Here is a 19,081-nt window from a genome sequence, read left to right on the forward strand (position 1 = left end):
CGTCCACCGGGCGCGGTGCCCGGCGCGGACCGCCCGGTCCGGGCTCAGCCGCGACCCCAGCTGGGGTCGAGCACCTGCGGGTCCACGCCCAGCGCCTCGGCGCAGCGGCTCAGCGCGACCCCGTAGACGGCCCCCTCGAGGTCGGCCGGGTCGGCCGCGTCCCGCAGCGGCCGCTCGAACAGGGTGATCAGCACCCCGTCCCGGCCCTGACGCTCGGCCCGCGCGAACAGCGCCTCCTCATCCCGTTCCTGGCCGGCATGGAGCTCGCGCAGTCGCTCGTCGAGCCGGTCCGGAATGCGCTCCACCCGCGCGGTCACGTGCCGCAGCCCGGGCGCGTCCAGGGAGCCCAGCCGGTCCACCGCCTTCTCGACGGCGGTCAGCAGCGCCTCGCCCCGGCCCCGCTCCGAACGTGCACCGAACGGGCGCGGATGCCGCAGTCCTCGGCCACGGCGGTCCCGGACGCCGCGCCCCGCGGGGGAGGTGACGCCGGCCTCGGCCGGGCCGCCCTCGACGCCCGGCTCGGCCCCCGCGGCGTCGCCCGCCCGGAACGGCAGGGGGTCGAGGGGATCGGAGGAGGCGGGCGCGGTCATGCGCGCCATGGTAGGCCACCGCCCCGGGCCGTCCGCCGAGTAGGGTGACGGGCGTGGGACCCATGCGACGCTGCAGCAAGACCGGATGCCAGAGCCCTGCCCTGGCCACGCTGACGTACAACTACGCGGACTCGCAGGTGGTCATCGGGCCCCTGTCGCGCCGGGCGGAGCCGCACACGTACGACCTCTGCGGCGAGCACGCTCGGCGCACCACGGCCCCGCGCGGCTGGGAGGTGCTGCGGCTGGAGCTGCCCGAGCACTACGAGGCCGTGGACGCGGACGGCGGCGTGCGCACGGTCCCCACCCGGCCCGTGGCCGTCCCGCCGTCCCGCCCCGGGCTGCGCGTGGTGCGTGACGGGGACTGACGCGGCGCGTGTCGTGCCGTCCGGGGCATCGCTAGGCTGGAGGGCATGACTGAGACCTCCGCAGAGTTCCGCACACCCGACGTCGACCCGGCCTTCGCCAACCGCACCACCGTGCCCGGTGCCTCGTTCGACTTCACGGTCCGGGACCTGTCCCTGGCCGAGGCGGGCCGCCACCAGATCCGCCTGGCCGAGCACGAGATGCCGGGGCTGATGTCCCTGCGCGAGGAGTACGGGGAGACCCAGCCGCTGAAGGGCGCCCGCATCGCCGGCTCCCTGCACATGACCGTGCAGACCGCCGTGCTCATCGAGACCCTCACCGCCCTCGGCGCCGAGGTCCGGTGGGCCTCCTGCAACATCTTCTCCACGCAGGACGAGGCCGCCGCCGCCGTCGTCGTGGGCTCGGGCACCCCCGAGGACCCGCAGGGCGTGCCGGTGTTCGCCTGGAAGAACGAGTCCCTCGAGGACTACTGGTGGACCGCCTCGCAGATCCTCACCTGGCCGGGTGCCGACGAGGATCCGGAGCGCGGCCCCAACATGATCCTGGACGACGGCGGCGACGCCACCCTGCTGGTGCACAAGGGCGTCGAGTTCGAGGCCGCGGGCGCCGTGCCCAGCGCCACCGAGGACGACCCCGAGGAGTACCGGATCATCCTCGAGACGCTGCGTCGCTCGCTGGCCCGCGCCCCGCAGCACTGGACCCGGACCGCCAGCACCCTGCGTGGCGTCTCCGAGGAGACCACCACGGGCGTGCTGCGCCTCTACCAGCTGGCGCAGGAGGGCCGCCTGCTCTTCCCGGCGATCAACGTGAACGACGCCGTGACCAAGTCCAAGTTCGACAACAAGTACGGCATCCGCCACTCCCTGCCGGACGGCATCATGCGCGCCACGGACGTGCTGATCGGCGGCAAGGTGGCCGTGGTCTGCGGCTACGGCGACGTCGGCAAGGGCGCCGCCGAGGCCCTGCGCGGCCAGGGTGCCCGCGTGATCGTCACGGAGATCGACCCGATCTGCGCGCTGCAGGCCGCGATGGACGGCTACCAGGTGGCCCGCCTCGAGGACGTGGTGGGCGAGGGCGACATCTTCGTCACCACCACCGGCGGCAAGGACATCATCATGGCCGAGCACATGGCCGCCATGAAGGACAAGGCCATCGTGGGCAACGTGGGCCACTTCGACAACGAGATCGACATGGCCGGCCTGGCCCGCATCCCCGGCGTCGTGAAGACCGAGATCAAGCCGCAGGTCCATGAGTGGACCCTGGACGGCGGCACGGAGGCCGAGCGCAGCATCATCGTGCTCTCCGAGGGCCGCCTGCTGAACCTCGGCAACGCCACCGGCCACCCCTCGTTCGTGATGAGCGCGTCCTTCACCAACCAGGTGATGGCGCAGATCGAGCTCTTCGGCGGCTCCACGGGCACCGGCGCCCTGACCGGCGAGCACTACGAGAAGCGCGTCTACACGCTGCCCAAGGTGCTGGACGAGAAGGTCGCCCGCCTGCACCTGGACGCCCTCGGCGTCGGGCTGACCGAGCTGACCAAGGCCCAGGCCGAGTACCTCGGCGTGGACGTGGCCGGCCCCTTCAAGGCCGACCACTACCGCTACTGATCCCCGGCGCCCGCGGGCGGACGGACCCACTCGAGAGAGGCACGGACATGGCTTCCCATCAGGCCGGCCGCGGGCGCGACGAGCGCGCCGGGGCGGAGGACTTCGAATCCGGGCTGGACTACGGCGCGTTCGTCCAGGACGACGCCGCGGACGACCCGAACCGCACCCAGGCGCTGCCCGCCATGGACCGGGACGACGACGGCGGCGCCCAGCACACCTCGGCGCTCAGCCCCGAGGACCTCGCCGCGCTGCGCGGCGGGGACGCGGCGGCCGCGGACCGACGCGACGCCGACCGCCCGGCCCCGGACGCCGACCGCGACATCGTCGCCTCCCGGGCCGTGCCCGAGGGCGACCGGCGGCAGCTGCCCGGCGCCGACGAGCTCGGCCCGCTGAGCGCCGCCGTCGGGGCCCGCGCGGCGGGTTCGAGCGCAGCCGTCCCGGTCGACCGCTACCCCGAGGACGGCACCGCCGCCCCCGTGACGCAGGAGGCGGCCCTGCAGGGCCCCACGCCGGAGGAGCGCGCGCGCCTGCCCAAGGCGGGCCCGCGCCTGGCGCAGGTGCTGCTGGCGATCCTCGCCCCGCTCGCCCTGCTGCTGGCTGCCGTCCGCCTCGTGGCGAGCCCGGTGTTCCTGTGGCTGGAGTACCACCGGCCCGGGTTCCCCGCGGACCGGTTCGGCTTCACCCTCGCCGACCGCATGCACTACGGCTCCGCCGGGCTGGACTACGTGACCAACCTGGCCGGGCCGCGGTACCTCAGCAGCCTCACGCACCAGGGCGCGCCCCTGTTCGCCGAGGTCGAGGTCGACCACATGACGGACGTGAAGACCGTGCTGTGGATCGCCGCAGCGGCGCTCGTGGTGCTCGTGGTGGTGTGCGCCCTGCTCATCGCGTCCCTGCTGCGCACCAGCCCCGGCGGGGTGCGCCGCGCCCTGTTCGCCGGCGCCGTGTGGCTGCCGCTCGCGGTGATCGCGCTCGCGGTCCTGGCGGTGCTGGGCTGGGAGACGTTCTTCGCCGGGTTCCACTCGCTGTTCTTCGCGGACGGCACGTGGACGTTCTCCGTGCGGGACGCCCTCATCCGCCTCTATCCCGAACAGTTCTGGGTGGACGCGGCCGTGGTGGTCGGGCTGGTGACCCTGCTGGCGTCCCTCGTGACGCTCGTGCTCACGTGGCCCACGCGCCGCCGTCGTGAGCGCACCGCGGACCAGCGCAGTGCCTTCGAGTCCACGCGCCTGCGCTGGGCCCGCGAGGAGGACGCGCAGCTGCGGTGACGGGCCGCTGAGGCCCCCGCACGAACGCGCCCCGCCCCCCAGTGATGGGAGGCGGGGCGCGGTGCGTCCGGCGGGTGTGCGGGTCTCAGGAGGACGGGGACCCGTCCACGAACGGGTAGTCCGTGTAGCCGTGCGCCCCGCCCGTGTAGAACGTCGTCGGGTCCGGCTCGTTGAGGGGCAGCCCCTCGCGCCAGCGGCGCGCCAGGTCCGGGTTGGCGATCAGCTCGCGGCCCACGGCCACCGCGTCGGCCAGGCCGTCCTCCACGATCCGGCGGGCCTCCTCCAGGCCCGTGACCGCGCCGAAGCCGCTGTTGAGCACCAGGGGCCCGGAGAAGGACTCGCGCAGGTGCGCCGCGAGGTCACCGGCCACGTCCTGGTGGATGACGGACAGGTAGGCCAGGTCCAGGTCGGCGAGGCCGGCCAGGAGAGCGTCGTAGGTGGCCAGGACGTCCGCGCGGTCCTCCTCGATGGTGCCCTGCACGTTGTGCTCGGGGGAGATGCGCAGGGCGGTGCGCTCGGCGCCGATGGCCTGGGCGACGGCGCGCACCACCTCCACGGTGAGGCGCGCCCGGTTCTCGGGGGAGCCGCCGTAGGCGTCCTCGCGGGTGTTGCTGGAGGGCGCCAGGAACTCGTGGAGCAGGTACCCGTTGGCGCCGTGGACCTCCACGCCGTCGAGCCCGGCCTCGACGGCCCGGCGGGCGGCGTCGGCGAATTCGGCCACCACGCGGGGCAGCTCCTCCGTGTCCAGGGCGCTGGGCACCGGCCCCTCCATCTTGCCGCTGAACCCGCGCACCGGCACCCCGGGGGCGATGGCGCTGGGGGCCTCCGGCTCCGCGCCGCGCAGCAGGTCCGGATGGCACATGCGCCCGCCGTGCATGACCTGGACGAACACGTGTCCGCCGGCCTCGTGGACGGCCTGCGCCACGGCACGCCACCCGTCGGTCTGGGCGTCGTCGGCGAGGCCGGTCTGGCCGGGGAACGCCCGGCTGCGGAAGGAGGGGAAGGCGCCCTCGGTGACGAGCAGTCCGGCAGTGGCGCGCTGGGCGTAGTGCTCGGCGTGCAGCTCGGTGGGGACGCCGTCCTCGCCCGCCCTCTGGCGGGTCAGGGGGGCCATGACGATGCGGTTGTCCAGGCGCAGGGCGCCGACGTCCAGGGGGTCGAACAGGGAGGGCACGGTGGTTCCGATCGCTCGGGGAGATGGTCCTCCGCGCCAACCGGCCGCCGCCGGAGGTTATTCCGGAGGCAGGGCATTCCGGCGGCGGGGGTGCGGCGCCCTCCCTCAGCGGCGGTAGAGGGCCTCGACGTCCTCGGCGTGGTCCTCGATCACCTGGGCCCGCTTGAGCTTCTGGGACTGGGTGACGTGCCCGGAGTCCTCGGTGAACGGGTGGTCCAGGATGCGGAAGCGGCGGATGGACTCGGCGCGGGAGACGCCCGCGTTGACCTGGTCCACCGCCTCCTGGATCGAGGCCAGCACGGTGGGGTCCGTCGCGGCCTCGGCCGGCGTGAGGCTGAGCTCGCGGTCCAGGGCCCACTGGGTGAGGGCCTCGGAGTCCAGGGTGATGAGGGCGCCCACGAACGGGCGGTTCTCCCCGACCACCACGACGTGCTCGATGAGCCGGTGCTGGCGCAGCGCCTCCTCCATGGGCGTGGGGTACACGTTCTTGCCGCCGGCGGTGATGATCACGTCCTTCTTGCGGCCGGTGATCCGCAGGAAGCCGTGCTCGTCCAGCGCGCCGATGTCCCCGGTGCGGAAGAAGCCGTCCTCCATCGCCTCCGCCGACGCCTGCGGCATGCCGTGGTAGCCGTCGAACACCACGGGGCCGCGGATGAGGATCTCGCCGTCCTCGGCGATCTTCACCGTCACCCCGGCCACGGGCAGGCCCACGGTGCCCACGCGGTGCGCGCCGGGGATGTTCACGGTGGCCGGCGCGGTGGTCTCCGTGAGGCCGTAGCCCTCCACGATCGGGATGCCGGCGCCGCGGAAGAAGTGCACCAGCTCCGGGGAGAGGGCGGACGCGCCGGACACGCACGAGATCACCTCGCCGCCGAGGGCCTCCCGGATCTTGCGGTAGACCAGCCGGTCGAACAGCGCACGCCGGGCGCGCAGCAGGGCCGAGGGGCCGGGGCCGTCCCCGAACTCGGCCTCGTCCACGGCCGTGGACCACTCGATGGCGGTGCGCTTGGCCGCCGCGTAGATCCGCCCGGTGCCGCCCTTCTGGGCCTTGGCCTCGATGCCGGCCTCGACCTTCTCGAACACGCGCGGCACGGCCAGCAGCCACGTGGGGTGGAAGGAGGCGAGGTCGCCGAGCAGCGTGGCCGGGGAACCGGAGTGGGCCACCTGGATGCGGGCGTACAGGCAGATGACCTGGACGGCGTGGGCGAGCACGTGGGCCAGCGGGAGGAAGAGCAGGGTGCGCGACGTCGTCGTCTCCGGGGACCACTGGACCACCTCGCGCGCGAAGTGCAGCACGTTGATGGCCGCGCCCACGAAGTTGCCGTGCGTGATCACGGCGCCCTTCGGGCGGCCGGTGGTGCCGGAGGTGTAGACGATCGAGGCGGGGCTGGCGAGGGTCGCCAGGGAGCGGGCGTGCTCGACGGCGTCGTCCGACACGAACGCGCCGGCCTCGGCCAGCTCCGCCAGCCCCTCGTCCGTCAGCGGGAACGTCGCCACGTCCACGCCCGCGTGCCCGGCGGCCTCGGCGACACGCTCGCCGAGCTCGTCGCTGCCGACGGCGACCACCCGCAGGCCCGAGTCCGTGACGATGTGCTCCACCTGGTGGGCGGAGGAGGTCTCGTAGATCGGCACGGACACGGCGCCGGCGAACCACACGGCCTGGTCGAGGACGGCCCACGCGTAGGAGGTGGGGGAGAACAGGCCCACTCGGTCCCCGGGCTGGACGCCGCGGGCGATGAGGCCGGCCGCCACGGCGCGCACCTGGGTGAGGAACGCGGTGAAGTGGACGTCCACCCAGCCGCCCGCACCGTTGCGCACGGCGTACACGGGGGCGTCCGGCCGGTCGGCACAGGAGGCGACGATCAGGTCCGTGATGGTGGAGTCCGCCGGCGGCATGCCGACGAGCTCGGTGGCGGACTCATGGACGGGGCTCTGGTTCTGCACGGTCCGAGCGTATCCATTTCCGGGCGTGCGGCGCGCGGTCGGGCACGCCCGCGCCCGCGACGCGGCCGTCAGATCCAGCTGCTGAACCACATCCGCCAGCGCCACTGGTCGTACGGGATGACGTCGCCGATCCACACGGGCAGGAAGAACAGGGACACGGCGACGGCGATCGTCACGTACGCCAGCACCAGGGCCGAGCCCCAGCGGGGCCCGGGCCGGAGGCCCGGCCGCAGCAGCAGCGAGAGCGCCAGGGCGATCATCATCACGAGGAAGGGCTCGTAGGCGATCGTGTAGAAGAAGAACATGGTCCGCTCGGGCCACAGGAACCACACCAGCTGCCCGGCCGCGTAGGCGCCGAGCAGGGCGCCGGCCCGCCAGTCCCGGTGGCGCACCAGCAGCCACACGCACACGAGGACGGCGGCCAGGCCCGTCCACCACACGAACGGGTTGGCGATGTCCGTGATGGCCGCCGAGCACGCGCCCGCGGCGTCCGCCGGGCAGATCCCCTCGCCGGGCTCTGCGCCCTCGTAGTAGTAGCTCACGGGCCGGCCCATGAATGGCCAGGTCCACGGGTTGGCGGCGTAGTCGTGGGGGCTGGTGAGGCCCTGGTGGAAGGTCGTGGACTCCACGTGGTAGTGCCACAGGGAGCGCAGCGGGCCGGGGACCAGCCCGGCGAGCAGGCCCTCCGGCGGGTTGTCCCGGTGCCAGTCCCGGTAGTAGCCGCCCTCCGTGACGAACCAGCCGGTCCACGAGGCCAGGTAGGCGACCAGGCCGCCGCCCACCACGGCCAGGAACGCGTACAGGCCGTCCTTCTCGACGCCGGCCCACGCCCAGCGCCGCACCCCGGCGGTCCGGCGCGCGGACATGTCCCACAGGACCGTGAGCAGGCCGAAGGCCGCCATGAACGCCAGCCCGGAGAGCTTCACGGCGCAGCCGGCGCCCAGCAGTACGCCCGCCAGCAGTCGCCACGGGCGCCAGCCGAGCCACGGCCCGCTGGCCAGGGCGTCGCGTCCCCGCCGGGCGACGTCGTGGGCGAGCCGCTCCGCGAGCAGCCGCCGCCCGTGCACGCGGTCCGCCAGCAGCGCGGCGAAGGCCGCGAGCACGAAGAACGAGAGGAAGACGTCCAGCAGCCCGATGCGGGACATCACCAGGTGGTGGCCCTCCACGGCCAGCAGCAGCCCGGCGACCGCGCCCAGGGACACCGAGCGCAGCAGGTGCTGCGTGGCGAGGGCGACCAGCAGGACGGACAGCGTGCCGGCCACCGCGGCGCTGAATCGCCAGCCCACCCCGTTGTCCGGACCGAACGCGAGCATGCCCAGGCCGATCAGCCACTTGCCCAGCGGCGGGTGCACCACGTAGGCGGCCCCCTCGAGCGGCTCCGCCTCGCCGCGCGCGAACGCGTCGTTGACGTCCTCGTCCCACCGCCGCTCGTAGCCGGACTCCAGGAGGGAGTAGGCGTCCTTGGGGTAGTAGGTCTCGTCGAAGATCAGCTGGTCCGGGTGGGCCAGGTTCGTGAACCGCAGCACGCCGGCGATCACCGTGACCAGCAGCGGCAGGATCCAGTGCCACCGCGTCAGGGGCGCCGCGCTCACCCCGAGGCGGGCGCGCAGGGCGGCGACGCCGAAGGGGCCGTCGTCGGCCGCGACGGCGGCGGGGCGGGGGGCGAGGGCGGTGGCGGGCACGGGCTCCATGCTAGGGGGCCGGGTGGAGCAGGCCTCTTCGACGTGCGGTCTGCTCTCAGACGTGGCCGAGCGGCCACCGGCGGCGCACGGCGGGCGGGAGGAATCCTGCCACGCGCCGGATCCGGTCCTTGTGGGGGCGGAGCCGGTACTTGACCGCTGCCAGCGTGTCCACCGAGCGTTCCCGCCAGGCACGGCGGGCGCCGCTCAGCGGGCTGCGCACTCTGACGTGATACTTGTCCAGGAGCGGCTCAGGGACGATCTCCTGTCCGATGTCGAAGCGGTCGGCGAAGCGGGCGATGCCGAGTTCCTTGTCCGGATACCCCGTGAAGTGCATGACGAACGCGTCCGTCAGGGAGTCCTCGTAGTAGTGCCCGCGCGAGTTCAGCTCTCGGTGGCCGACGATCCGGACGCGCTCGGCGTGCCCGCCCGTCTGGATGGCCCACCACATCTGGTCCTGGTCGCCGTGGGTGAAGAGACCGTCGCGATCGTCGTCCCACCAGGCCCGGACCGTGGCCAGGTCCGCTGTCGAGGTCGACTCCACGATCGTGCGCGCCGTCTCGTCGTTCCGGAGCAGCATGACCCCGGTGTTGATGCGTGACCAGAACCCGTTCGGCTCTGTGGGCCCTTCGGCGATGACCAGGCTGATGTCGTCACGTTCGGCCTCGGAGATCAGGCGTCGGAGGTTGTCCGCCTCGAAGTCGGTGAAGAAGGCATCGTCGTCCATCCACACGAGCCAGTCATAACGCGGGAGCAGCCGGCGGAGGATGGCGACCTTGTAGTCGAACTTGGTGACGATATGCGGGTCGATGCCCGTCTCGAGCCGGTAGTCCAGCCCGTGCTCTCGAGCGTAGATCGCGTGGTTGACGTAGGAGCGCAGGCGAATCTCGTCGCCACCGGACGTGATGCAGATGCGGGGCTCGACGGGCATGGTCCTGACCTTCCGGAGAGGCGTGGGCCCGGGCGGGCTCGGGGCGGTGCCTCTACGATCTTGACATATGACCCCGAGACCGACTGATCTGCCGTCCCCGTCCGGCCGCATCGTCCTGGCCGCCACCCCCATCGGCAACCTCGGGGACGCGTCCGCGCGCCTGCGTGAGCTGCTGGCGGAGGCGGACGTGATCGCCGCCGAGGACACCCGGACCGCGCGGCGCCTGTGCGCCGGACTGGGCGTCACCCCGGCGGGCAGGGTGGTGGCCCATCACGAGCACAACGAGACGGCCTCCGCCCAGGGGCTGCTGGACCAGGTGCGGGGCGGTGCCACGGTGGCGGTGGTCTCGGACGCGGGCATGCCCACGGTCTCGGACCCGGGGTACCGGCTCGTGGCGGCCGCGGTGTCCGCAGGGCTGCCCGTGACGTGTGCGCCCGGCCCCTCCGCCGTGACCACCGCGCTCGCCCTGTCCGGCCTGCCGACGGACCGGTTCGCCTTCGATGGCTTCGTCCCCCGCAAGGACGGGGAACGACGGCGATGGCTCACCTCCCTGCTGACCGAGGCCCGCACCGTGGTCGCCTTCGAGTCGCCGCAGCGTCTGGCGGACGCGCTGGCCGTCGTCGTGGAGGTCCTCGGTGCGGAACGGCCGGTGTGCGTGGCCCGCGAGCTCACCAAGCTGCACGAGGAGGTGGTGCGCGGCACCGCGGCCGAGGTGCATGCCTGGGCTGCGGAGCGGCACGCGGGGGAGGGGATCCGCGGGGAGATCGTGCTGGTGATCGGGCCGGCCGCGCCCGGCGCCGAGGGGGAGTCGTCCGAGGCGGACGCCGTCGCCGAGGTGGCGGTGCTGGTGGAGTCCGGCACCCGGCTCAAGGAGGCCGTGGCGGCGGTGGCCGGAGCCCACGGGATGCGGAGCCGGGAGCTCTACCAGGCGGTGCTCGCGGCACGGGGCTGACCCGCCCGGCTACACAGAGGCTCATGTGCGATGGCGCGGCGCCGGTGCCTGGCTAGGATCAGCCGTGGAGCCGCCGCCGGGCGGCGTCGGAATACCCGTGGCCGTCCACCCGTTTCCTTTACAGGACGCGGGGCGTGCCGCCTCCGACCACCGACCCCGAAAGAGGTGCATCATGACCGTGACCGCTGAGCGCGAGAAGGCGTTGCTGGAGTCCGTCCCCACCGGTCTGCTGATCGACGGCGAGTGGCGCGATGCCTCCTCCGGCAAGACCTTCGACGTGAAGGACCCGGCCACCGGCAAGGTCATCGCGAGCCTGCAGGACGCGAACTCCGACGACGCCATGGCCGCCTTCGACGCCGCCTGCGCCGCGCAGGCCGACTGGGCCCGCACCCCGGCCAAGGAGCGCGCCGACATCCTGCGCCGCGCCTACGACCTGATCAACGAGCGCGCCGAGGACTTCGCGCTGCTGATGACCCTCGAGATGGGCAAGCCGCTCGCCGAGGCCCGCGGCGAGGTCACGTACGGCAACGGCTTCCTGCGCTGGTTCTCCGAGGAGGCCGGCCGCCACTACGGCCGCACCCTGACCGTGCCCGAGGGCACCCTGCGCATGCAGGTGCACCATCGCCCGGTGGGCCCGTGCCTGCTGATCACCCCGTGGAACTTCCCGCTGGCCATGGCCACCCGCAAGGTGGGCCCCGCCGTCGCCGCCGGCTGCACCATGGTCCTCAAGGCCGCCAAGCTGACCCCGCTGACCACCCAGCTGTTCGCGCAGGTGATGCAGGAGGCCGGCCTGCCCAAGGGCGTGCTCAACGTCGTGGCGGGCTCCTCCGCCTCGTCGATCTCCAGCCCGATCCTGCAGGACCGGCGGCTGCGCAAGGTGTCCTTCACCGGTTCCACGCCGGTCGGTGTGCGCCTCATGAAGGATGCGGCGGACAACGTGCTGCGCACCTCCATGGAGCTCGGCGGCAACGCCCCGCTCCTCGTGTTCGAGGACGCGGACCTGGACGCCGCCGTCGAGGGCGCCTTCGCCGCGAAGATGCGCAACATGGGCGAGGCCTGCACCGCCGCCAACCGCTTCCTCGTCCACGAGGACGTGGCCGAGGAGTTCACGCAGAAGTTCGTGGCCAAGCTCGAGGCGCTCAAGCCCCTGCGCGGCACCGACCCGGAGTCCACCCTCGGCCCGATCGTGGACGAGGGTGCGCGCGACGACATCGACCAGCTCGTCCAGGACGCCGTGGCGGCCGGCGGCGAGGTGCTCACCGGCGGCCACAAGATCGAGGGCGACGGCTACTTCTACGCGCCGACCGCGATCAAGGTGGAGAAGGGCAACCCGATCCTCCAGCAGGAGATCTTCGGCCCGGTGGCCCCGATCGTGACCTTCTCCTCCGAGGAGGAGGCCATCGAGATGGCCAACGACACCGAGTACGGCCTCGCCTCCTACGTGTTCACGAAGGATCAGGCCCGGATGTACCGCGTGGCCGAGAGCATCGAGTTCGGCCTCATGGGCTACAACGTGGGCGTCATCTCCAACCCGGCCGCGCCGTTCGGCGGCGTGAAGCAGTCGGGCCTGGGCCGCGAGGGCGGCGCCGAGGGCATCGAGGAGTACACCTCGGTGCAGTACATCGGCATCGCCGACCCGTGGGCGGCCGCGAAGGCCTGACCCTCGCGTCGAACCGTGCCCTCCGGGGGCGGTATCGGGTGGTATCCACGTCGGATACCACCCGATACCGCCCCCGAGGCGTGTCGGGGGCCCCGGGCTCGGCTCCCTAGAGTGGGGTGCATGGCCCACGCATCCGAGACCCCCCTCGCCTACCGCGCCCCCGCCCAGCAGCCGGACGACGACGGCGGCCCGCGCCGGGACGCCCGCGAGGAGAAGTCGGGACGCCGGCGTCGTCTCGAGTACCCGCCCGCACCGGAGCCGCTGCCGGTGCCCGTCGTGGACAACCACACGCACCTCGACTTCCGCGACGGCCTGGTCCGGGTGGACGTCCACCGGGCGATGGACGCGGCGGAGGCCGTGGGCGTGACCGGCGCGGTCCAGGTGGGCTGCGACGTCGCCTCGGCCCGGTTCACGATCGCGGCGATCGAGGCCGAGCCCCGCCTGCTCGGCGCCGTGGCGCTGCACCCCAACGACGCGGCCCGCCTGACCGAGCGCGGCGAGTTCGAGGAGGCGTTCGCGCAGATCGCGGAGCTCGCCCGCCACCCCCGCGTGCGCGCCGTCGGCGAGACGGGCCTCGACTACTTCCGGACGCAGGACGAGGCCGGCCACGCGGCGCAGCAGGAGTCCTTCCGCCGGCACATCCGGCTGGCCCGCGAACTCGGCACGGCCCTGCAGATCCACGACCGGGACGCGCACGACGACGTCGTCCGGATCCTGCTCGAGGAGGCGGCCGACGGCGGGCTGCCCCCGCACGTGGTGTTCCACTGCTTCTCCGGCGGCCCCGACCTGGCCCGCACGTGCGCCGAGCACGGCTGGCACATGTCCTTCGCCGGTCCCGTCACCTTCAAGGCCAACGGCGAACTGCGCGAGGCGCTGCGGATCGCCCCGGCCGAGCTGCTGCTCGTGGAGACGGACGCGCCCTTCCTCACGCCGCATCCGCACCGGGGCCGCCCCAACGCGCCCTACCTGATCCCGGTCACACTGCGGGGCATGGCGGAGACGCGCGGAGACGATGTGGCGGCCCTCGCCCGCGCGGTGAGCGAGAACACCGCCCGGGTGTACGGGGCGTTCTAAGCCGATCCAGACCCGGCCCCTAGGATGGGCGACGTGCTGACCCGACTCCTCAAAGCCCGGCTGCCCGAGGGAACGCAGTACCTGGTGGACCGCCCCATGCGGATCCGCCTCGTGTTCGTGGTCCTCGGGTCCGTCCTCGTGGCCGGCCTCGAGATGGTGGCGCTCGCCTCGATCATCCCGCTGGTCAGCCTGCTGACCTCGGGTGAGCTGGGCTCCCCGGTGCTCCAAGGGCTGCTGGCCCGGTTCGGGGCCGTGACGGTGCCGGAGCAGACGGTGGCCTTCGCCGTCGTGATCGTGGTCGCCTTCCTGCTCAAGGCGATCCTGGTGCTCGCGTTCCGCTGGTGGACCATGGGGTTCACCAACCAGAACCTCATCCGCACGTCCGCCACGCTGCTGCGCTACTACCTGCGGGCCGACTACGGCCTGCACCTGACGCGCACGGTCGGCACCCTGGTCAACAACGTGACCGGCACCTCCAGCATGGCGTACACGGGCGTGGTGAACGCGTCCGTCACATTCCTCACGGAGGCCGTGACGCTCGTCGCGGTGGCGGTCGTGGTGGGCGTCTCCATGCCGCTGACGGGGCTCGGGATGGCCCTGTACTTCCTCGCCGTCGCCTGGGTGATCAAGACCGTGATCCGCCGCCCGGCCTCGCGTCTGGGCTGGGCCCTGGTGACCACGGGGGAGCGGGCCAACACCGCGGCGCTGCAGGGCCTGGAGAACTACAAGGACGTGAAGATCCGCGGCAACGACTCGGCCTTCATGGAGGAGTACCGGGCCGCCCGCGCGGAGAGCGCGGAAGCCACGCGGCTCAAGATGATCCTCACGATGATGCCGCGCTACGTGCTCGAGGTCGCCTTCGTGGCCGCCATCGCGGCGCTCGTGGCCGTGGCCTTCATCCAGGGCCGCGGCGGGGAGGCGTTCGGCTCGCTCGCCCTGCTCGCGATGGCCGGCTTCCGTGTGCTGCCGTCCATGGCCGCGCTCATGGCCACCACCAACGAGATCCGCACCTCCTGGCCGGCCTTCGAGCGCACGACGGCGGAACTCGCCGCCGCGCAGCCGGTCCTGCACGCGGCGGACCGGCCCTACGAGCGCATCACGTTCGAGGAGTCCATCGAGGTGCGGGACGCGTCCTTCACCTACCCCGGCAAGGCCGAACCGGTCCTGCGCGACATCGACCTGCGCATCCCCTTCGGCTCCTCGTACGCCTTCGTGGGCGGCAGCGGTGCCGGCAAGACCACCCTGGTGGACCTGGTCATCGGCTTCCACCACGCCCAGCGCGGTGGGGTCTACGTGGACGGGGTGGAGCTCGAGGCCAACCCGCGCGGCTGGTGGGACAACGTGGCGTTCGTCCCGCAGTCCGTCACCGTGGTCAACGGGACGGTGCTGCACAATGTGCTCCTGGACGTCGAGGCCGCCGAGACGGCGGACCGGGCCGAGGTGGAGCGCGTGCTGCGCGAAGCCCAGCTGGGGCAGTGGCTGGACGAGCTCCCCGACGGCCTGGACACCGTGATCGGCGAAGGGGCCGTGGGCGTCTCCGGCGGCCAGCGCCAGCGCCTGGGCATCGCGCGCGCACTCTTCCGGCGGCCCCGCCTCCTCGTGCTCGACGAGGCGACGTCGGCCCTCGACAACCTCACGGAACGCCGGGTCACCGAGGTGATCGAGTCGCTGCGCGGACGGATCACGGTCATCGTGGTCGCCCACCGTCTCTCCACGGTCAAGCGCTGCGATCAGATCGTGCTGATGGACCAGGGGCGGATCATCGGCCAGGGCACGTTCGCCGGGCTGCAGGAGACGAGCCCCGAGTTCCGCGAGCTCGTCCGGCTCGGTGACCTCTCCACCTGAGCGGAGCCCGCGCCGCTGCGCCCCGGCTACCCTGTCCGGCGCCCCGATAGACTCGCGGGCATGGTCCAGCCCTCCCCGCACCCCGCCCCCGCCCCGCTGCTGAGCGCCGCGGACGTGCGGCGCATCGCCGCCGAGCTGGACCTGCGTCCCACCAAGCAGTGGGGCCAGAACTTCGTGATCGACCCGAACACGATCCGGCGCATCGTGCAGGCCGCGGATGTGACCGCGGACGAGCATGTGCTCGAGATCGGCCCCGGGCTGGGCTCGCTCACCCTCGGCCTGCTGGACGCGGCCGCCGCCGTCACCGCCGTCGAGATCGACCCCGTCACCGCCGCCCGCCTGCCGCGCACCGCCGCCGAGTTCCGCCCCGGGGCCGAGGACGCCCTCGCCGTGCTGCACGCGGACGCCATGACGCTGAGCGAGCAGGCCCTGGCTGAGGTCCGGCCCGCTGCCGCCGCCGGCGGCCCCACCGCGCTCGTGGCGAACCTGCCCTACAACGTGGCCGTGCCCGTGCTGCTGCACGCGCTCGCGGTCCTGCCGGGGCTGCGGCACGGCCTGGTGATGGTGCAGGAGGAGGTCGCGGACCGTCTCGCGGCCGGGCCCGGTTCCAGGGTCTACGGCGTGCCGTCCGCCAAGGCGGCGTGGTATGCGGACGTGCGCAAGGCGGGCACCATCGGCACCCAGGTGTTCTGGCCGGCTCCGCGCATCCACTCCGGGCTGGTCGCCTTCACCCGGCGCGAGCCGCCGGCGGGCGGCGCGTCCCGCCGGGAGGTCTTCGCCGTGGTGGACGCCGCCTTCGCCCAGCGCCGCAAGACCCTGCGCGCCGCGCTCGCCTCCTGGGCGGGGTCGCCGCAGGCGGCGGAGGACGCCCTGGTGGCCGCCGGCGTGGACCCGCGCGCCCGCGGCGAGGCCCTGGACATCGCGGCCTTCGCGCGGATCGCCGAGCACGGCCCGCGGCGTGCGGCGGAGGAGGTGAGCGCGTGACGACCGAGGACCTCGGCCTCGACCCCACGGCCCGGCACGTCACGGTCAGCGCCCCCGGCAAGGTGAACCTGTCCCTGCGGGTGGGACCCCCCGGGGCGGACGGCTACCACCCTGTGGCCACCGTGTACCTGGCCGTCAGCCTGCGGGAGACCGTCACGGCGATCACGCGCGCGGACGGGAGGATCACCGTCGGCCCGTCGGGCCGCCACATCAGTCTGGTGGACACCCAGGACGTGCCCTGGGACGAGCGCAACCTCGCGCACCGCGCCGCCGCGCACCTGCGGCGCACCCTCGGGCTGGATCCTGACACCCACGGCGTCCACCTCGAGGTCGCCAAGCAGGTCCCGGTCGCGGGCGGCATGGGCGGCGGCTCCGCCGACGCGGCCGCCGCACTGCTCGCGTGCAGCGCCCTGTGGGAGACCGGACACACCCGCGCCGAGCTCGCCGAGCTGGCCGCCCCGCTGGGCGCGGACGTGCCCTTCAGCGTGCTGGGCGGCGCCGCCGTCGGGCTCGGGACCGGGGCGGAGCTGACCCCCGTCGCGGCCCGCACTCCGGTGCACCTCGTCCTCGTCCCGGCGGACGCCGGGCTGTCCACCCCCGTGGTGTTCCAGACCCTGGACGAGCTGCGCCGGGAGGGCCACCTTCCCGACGGGCCGACGCGCCCGGAGGTGAACGAGGCCGTCCTGCGGGCCCTCACCGCGGCGGACCCGCTCGAACTCGCCACCGCCATGGACAACGACCTGCAGACCCCGGCCGTCGTCCTGTTCCCCGAGCTCTCGGACGTCCTCGACCTCGGCCTGGACGAGGGCGCGTTGCGCGGCATGGTCTCCGGCTCCGGCCCCACCCTGCTCTTCGTGGCGCAGGACGAGGCCTCCGCGCTGCGGCTGGCCTCGGCCATCGAGGAGCGCACGGGCGTGCGCGCCCTCCCCGTCCACGGCCCCGTGCCCGGCGCCCACGTGCTCTGACAGCCGGCGGCGCACCCCGCCGCACCCGACCACCCCTCCTCCGTCCGGAAAGGACCACCTCCTCCATGGCCCACCTGCTCGGCGCCGAGAACATCGGCATCGCCTTCGGAACCCGCACCGTCCTCGAGGGCCTCTCCCTCGGCGTGGATGAGGGGGACCGGATCGGACTCGTGGGCCGCAACGGCGATGGCAAGTCCACCCTCATGCGCATCCTCGCCGGCCTCCAGGAACCCGACACGGGCCGCGTCACCCGCCGCGGCGGCGTCCGCGTGGGCGTGCTGGACCAGCAGGACCGGCTCGACCCGGAGCACACCGTGCGTGAGGCCGTGGTCGGGGACGTGGAGGACCACGTGTGGGCCTCGGACCCCAAGGTCCGGGACGTCCTGGGCGGTCTCCTCGACGGCTTCGACCTCGAGCAGCCCGTGCGGGGCCTCTCCGGCGGCCAGCGCCGTCGCGTGGCCCTGGCCCGTCTGCTGGCCGGGGACGACGACGTCCTCTTCCTCGACGAGCCCACCAACCACCTGGACGTGGAGGGCGTCGCGTGGCTCGCCCGCCACCTGAAGCAGCGCTGGCGCCCCACCGACGGCGGCCTCGTGGTGGTCACCCACGACCGGTGGTTCCTCGACGAGGTCTGCACGCGCACGTGGGAGGTGCACGACGCCACGGTGGACCCGTTCGACGGCGGCTACGCCGCGTGGATGCTCGCGCGTGCGGAGCGCTCCCGGCAGGCGGCGGTGACGGAGCAGAAGCGTCAGCAGCTGGTGAAGAAGGAGCTCGCCTGGCTGCGCCGTGGCGCCCCGGCGCGCACGTCCAAGCCGAAGTTCCGCATCGAGGCGGCCAACGCCATCATCGAGGACGTCCCCGCCCCGCGCGACTCGGTGTCCCTGGCGAAGATGGCCACGGCCCGGCTCGGAAAGGACGTCCTCGACCTCGAGCACGTGAGCCTGACGCTGGGGGAGAAGCCGATCCTCGACGACGTCACCCTGCGCCTGGCGCCCGGCGAGCGGCTCGGCGTGGTCGGCGTCAACGGTGCGGGCAAGTCGACCCTGCTGCGCCTGCTCGACGGCCGCATCGCCCCGGACTCGGGGCGGGTGAAGCGCGGCAAGACGGTGGTCTCGGCCACCCTCACCCAGGACGTGAAGGAGCTCGACGATGTCGCCCACCTGCGCGTCGCCGAAGTCATGGCCCGCGAAGGCTCGTCCTTCCAGGTCGGTGACCGCGAGATGTCCTCCGGCCAGCTGCTCGAGATGCTCGGCTTCGGCACCTCCCGGCAGTGGACTCAGGTCTCGGAGCTCTCGGGCGGCGAGCGCCGGCGCCTGCAGCTGCTGCGCCTGCTCGTGGGCGAGCCCAACGTCCTCATGCTCGACGAGCCGACCAACGACCTGGACACGGACACCCTGGCCGCCGTCGAGGACGTGCTCGACGGGTGGCCGGGGACCCTGGTGGTGGTCTCCCATGACCGTTACCTGCTCGAGCGCGTCACCGACCACCAGGTCGCCCTGCTCGGGGACGGCAAGGTCCGCGGCCTGCCCGGCGGGGTGGACCAGTACCTCGAGCTGCGCGCCGCGATGGACGACGCCGGCGGCCCGGCCCGGGGAGTCGGCGCAGCTCGGGGCCGCAACGACGTCGTCGGGACGTGCGCGGGCATGGGCGGGCCGGAGGAGGACACCGGGCCCACCGAGGCGGAGCGTCGGCTGGCCCGCAAGGAGATGGCCCGGCTCGAGAAGCAGATGACGCGGCTCCGGGACCGGAGGTCCGGCCTCGAGGCGCGGATGGCCGAGCTGGGGCAGGCGCAGGACTTCGACGCCCTCACCGCGGCCTCCGCCGACCTGAAGGACCTCGACGCGCAGCTGGACGTCCTGGAGGAGGAGTGGCTGCAGGCCGCTGAACTCGCCGAAGGGGACTGACGGGCGGGCGCGCACAGCAGAGTGTGGCAGGTGGCACAGCTGAAGGCTGTTTCCGGCCTATAATCGGGGGCCGGGGTACAGCATCATGCCCGACCCCCACGACGTGGACCATCCCCCGCGTCAGGACGGAGGAGCAGA

At 73.4% G+C, this 19,081-nt stretch carries 15 protein-coding genes; 10 read left to right on the forward strand and 5 right to left on the reverse strand.

Going from position 1 to position 19,081, the window contains the following annotated elements:
- Positions 1 to 44 precede the first annotated feature (44 nt).
- Complete coding sequence (locus tag O3T09_RS05770) at positions 45 to 590, reverse strand: hypothetical protein (protein ID WP_100069088.1); 546 nt, start codon at positions 588 to 590, stop codon at positions 45 to 47.
- Between the two features lie 62 nt (positions 591 to 652).
- On the opposite strand from O3T09_RS05770, the gene O3T09_RS05775 reads away from it, so the two are divergent.
- From O3T09_RS05775 to O3T09_RS05785, 3 genes are read left to right on the forward strand one after another with little or no spacing between them, the layout of a single operon-like run.
- A complete protein-coding gene (locus O3T09_RS05775) occupies positions 653 to 955 on the forward strand; it encodes a DUF3499 family protein (protein ID WP_036334265.1) in 303 nt (100 codons plus the stop codon).
- A 45-nt stretch (positions 956 to 1,000) separates the two neighbouring features.
- Positions 1,001 to 2,560 carry an adenosylhomocysteinase gene (gene ahcY / locus O3T09_RS05780; RefSeq protein ID WP_002854490.1) on the forward strand — a complete coding sequence of 520 codons (1,560 nt, stop codon included), beginning with the start codon at positions 1,001 to 1,003 and terminating at the stop codon, positions 2,558 to 2,560.
- Between the two features lie 47 nt (positions 2,561 to 2,607).
- Positions 2,608 to 3,828: a TIGR01906 family membrane protein gene (locus O3T09_RS05785; RefSeq protein ID WP_002854489.1), complete on the forward strand. Its 1,221-nt coding sequence runs from the start codon at positions 2,608 to 2,610 to the stop codon at positions 3,826 to 3,828.
- Between the two features lie 85 nt (positions 3,829 to 3,913).
- Here O3T09_RS05785 and O3T09_RS05790 read toward each other — a convergent pair whose 3' ends face one another.
- From O3T09_RS05790 to O3T09_RS05805, 4 genes are all read right to left on the reverse strand, one after another.
- On the reverse strand, positions 3,914 to 5,002 hold the full coding sequence (locus O3T09_RS05790) for an alkene reductase (RefSeq protein WP_002854482.1): 1,089 nt from the start codon (positions 5,000 to 5,002) through the stop codon (positions 3,914 to 3,916).
- A 105-nt stretch (positions 5,003 to 5,107) separates the two neighbouring features.
- Entirely contained in the window at positions 5,108 to 6,946 is a 1,839-nt protein-coding gene (locus O3T09_RS05795) for an AMP-dependent synthetase/ligase (RefSeq protein ID WP_002854481.1), read from the reverse strand.
- Positions 6,947 to 7,014: 68 nt separating this feature from the next.
- Positions 7,015 to 8,628 (reverse strand): dolichyl-phosphate-mannose--protein mannosyltransferase, encoded by a 1,614-nt coding sequence (locus O3T09_RS05800; protein ID WP_216879587.1) that lies wholly within the window; start codon positions 8,626 to 8,628, stop codon positions 7,015 to 7,017.
- 55 nt (positions 8,629 to 8,683) lie between these two features.
- On the reverse strand, positions 8,684 to 9,556 hold the full coding sequence (locus tag O3T09_RS05805; protein ID WP_216879588.1) for a hypothetical protein: 873 nt from the start codon (positions 9,554 to 9,556) through the stop codon (positions 8,684 to 8,686).
- Between the two features lie 67 nt (positions 9,557 to 9,623).
- Here O3T09_RS05805 and rsmI point away from each other — a divergent pair, with 67 nt between their 5' ends.
- The 7 genes from rsmI (at position 9,624) to O3T09_RS05840 (ending at position 18,943) form a co-directional block, all read left to right on the forward strand.
- On the forward strand, positions 9,624 to 10,508 hold the full coding sequence (rsmI, locus tag O3T09_RS05810) for a 16S rRNA (cytidine(1402)-2'-O)-methyltransferase (RefSeq protein ID WP_216879589.1): 885 nt from the start codon (positions 9,624 to 9,626) through the stop codon (positions 10,506 to 10,508).
- A gap of 172 nt (positions 10,509 to 10,680) precedes the next feature.
- Positions 10,681 to 12,168 carry an NAD-dependent succinate-semialdehyde dehydrogenase gene (locus tag O3T09_RS05815; protein WP_206396960.1) on the forward strand — a complete coding sequence of 496 codons (1,488 nt, stop codon included), beginning with the start codon at positions 10,681 to 10,683 and terminating at the stop codon, positions 12,166 to 12,168.
- Between the two features lie 120 nt (positions 12,169 to 12,288).
- Entirely contained in the window at positions 12,289 to 13,242 is a 954-nt protein-coding gene (locus O3T09_RS05820; RefSeq protein WP_269295428.1) for a TatD family hydrolase, read from the forward strand.
- A 24-nt stretch (positions 13,243 to 13,266) separates the two neighbouring features.
- Positions 13,267 to 15,087: an ABC transporter ATP-binding protein gene (locus tag O3T09_RS05825; protein WP_260849690.1), complete on the forward strand. Its 1,821-nt coding sequence runs from the start codon at positions 13,267 to 13,269 to the stop codon at positions 15,085 to 15,087.
- Between the two features lie 60 nt (positions 15,088 to 15,147).
- Positions 15,148 to 16,071, forward strand: a complete 924-nt coding sequence (gene rsmA / locus O3T09_RS05830) for a 16S rRNA (adenine(1518)-N(6)/adenine(1519)-N(6))-dimethyltransferase RsmA (RefSeq protein ID WP_060775311.1) — start codon at positions 15,148 to 15,150, stop codon at positions 16,069 to 16,071.
- Positions 16,068 to 17,036 (forward strand): 4-(cytidine 5'-diphospho)-2-C-methyl-D-erythritol kinase, encoded by a 969-nt coding sequence (locus tag O3T09_RS05835; RefSeq protein WP_269295429.1) that lies wholly within the window; start codon positions 16,068 to 16,070, stop codon positions 17,034 to 17,036. Before rsmA ends, O3T09_RS05835 begins: the two co-directional genes overlap by 4 nt.
- Before the next feature lie 65 nt (positions 17,037 to 17,101).
- On the forward strand, positions 17,102 to 18,943 hold the full coding sequence (locus O3T09_RS05840; RefSeq protein WP_269295430.1) for an ABC-F family ATP-binding cassette domain-containing protein: 1,842 nt from the start codon (positions 17,102 to 17,104) through the stop codon (positions 18,941 to 18,943).
- The last annotated feature ends 138 nt before the right edge of the window (positions 18,944 to 19,081 follow it).

Source organism: Micrococcus sp. H39-S4 (assembly GCF_027158145.1).
GTDB classification, from domain to species: Bacteria; Actinomycetota; Actinomycetes; order Actinomycetales; family Micrococcaceae; genus Micrococcus; species Micrococcus luteus.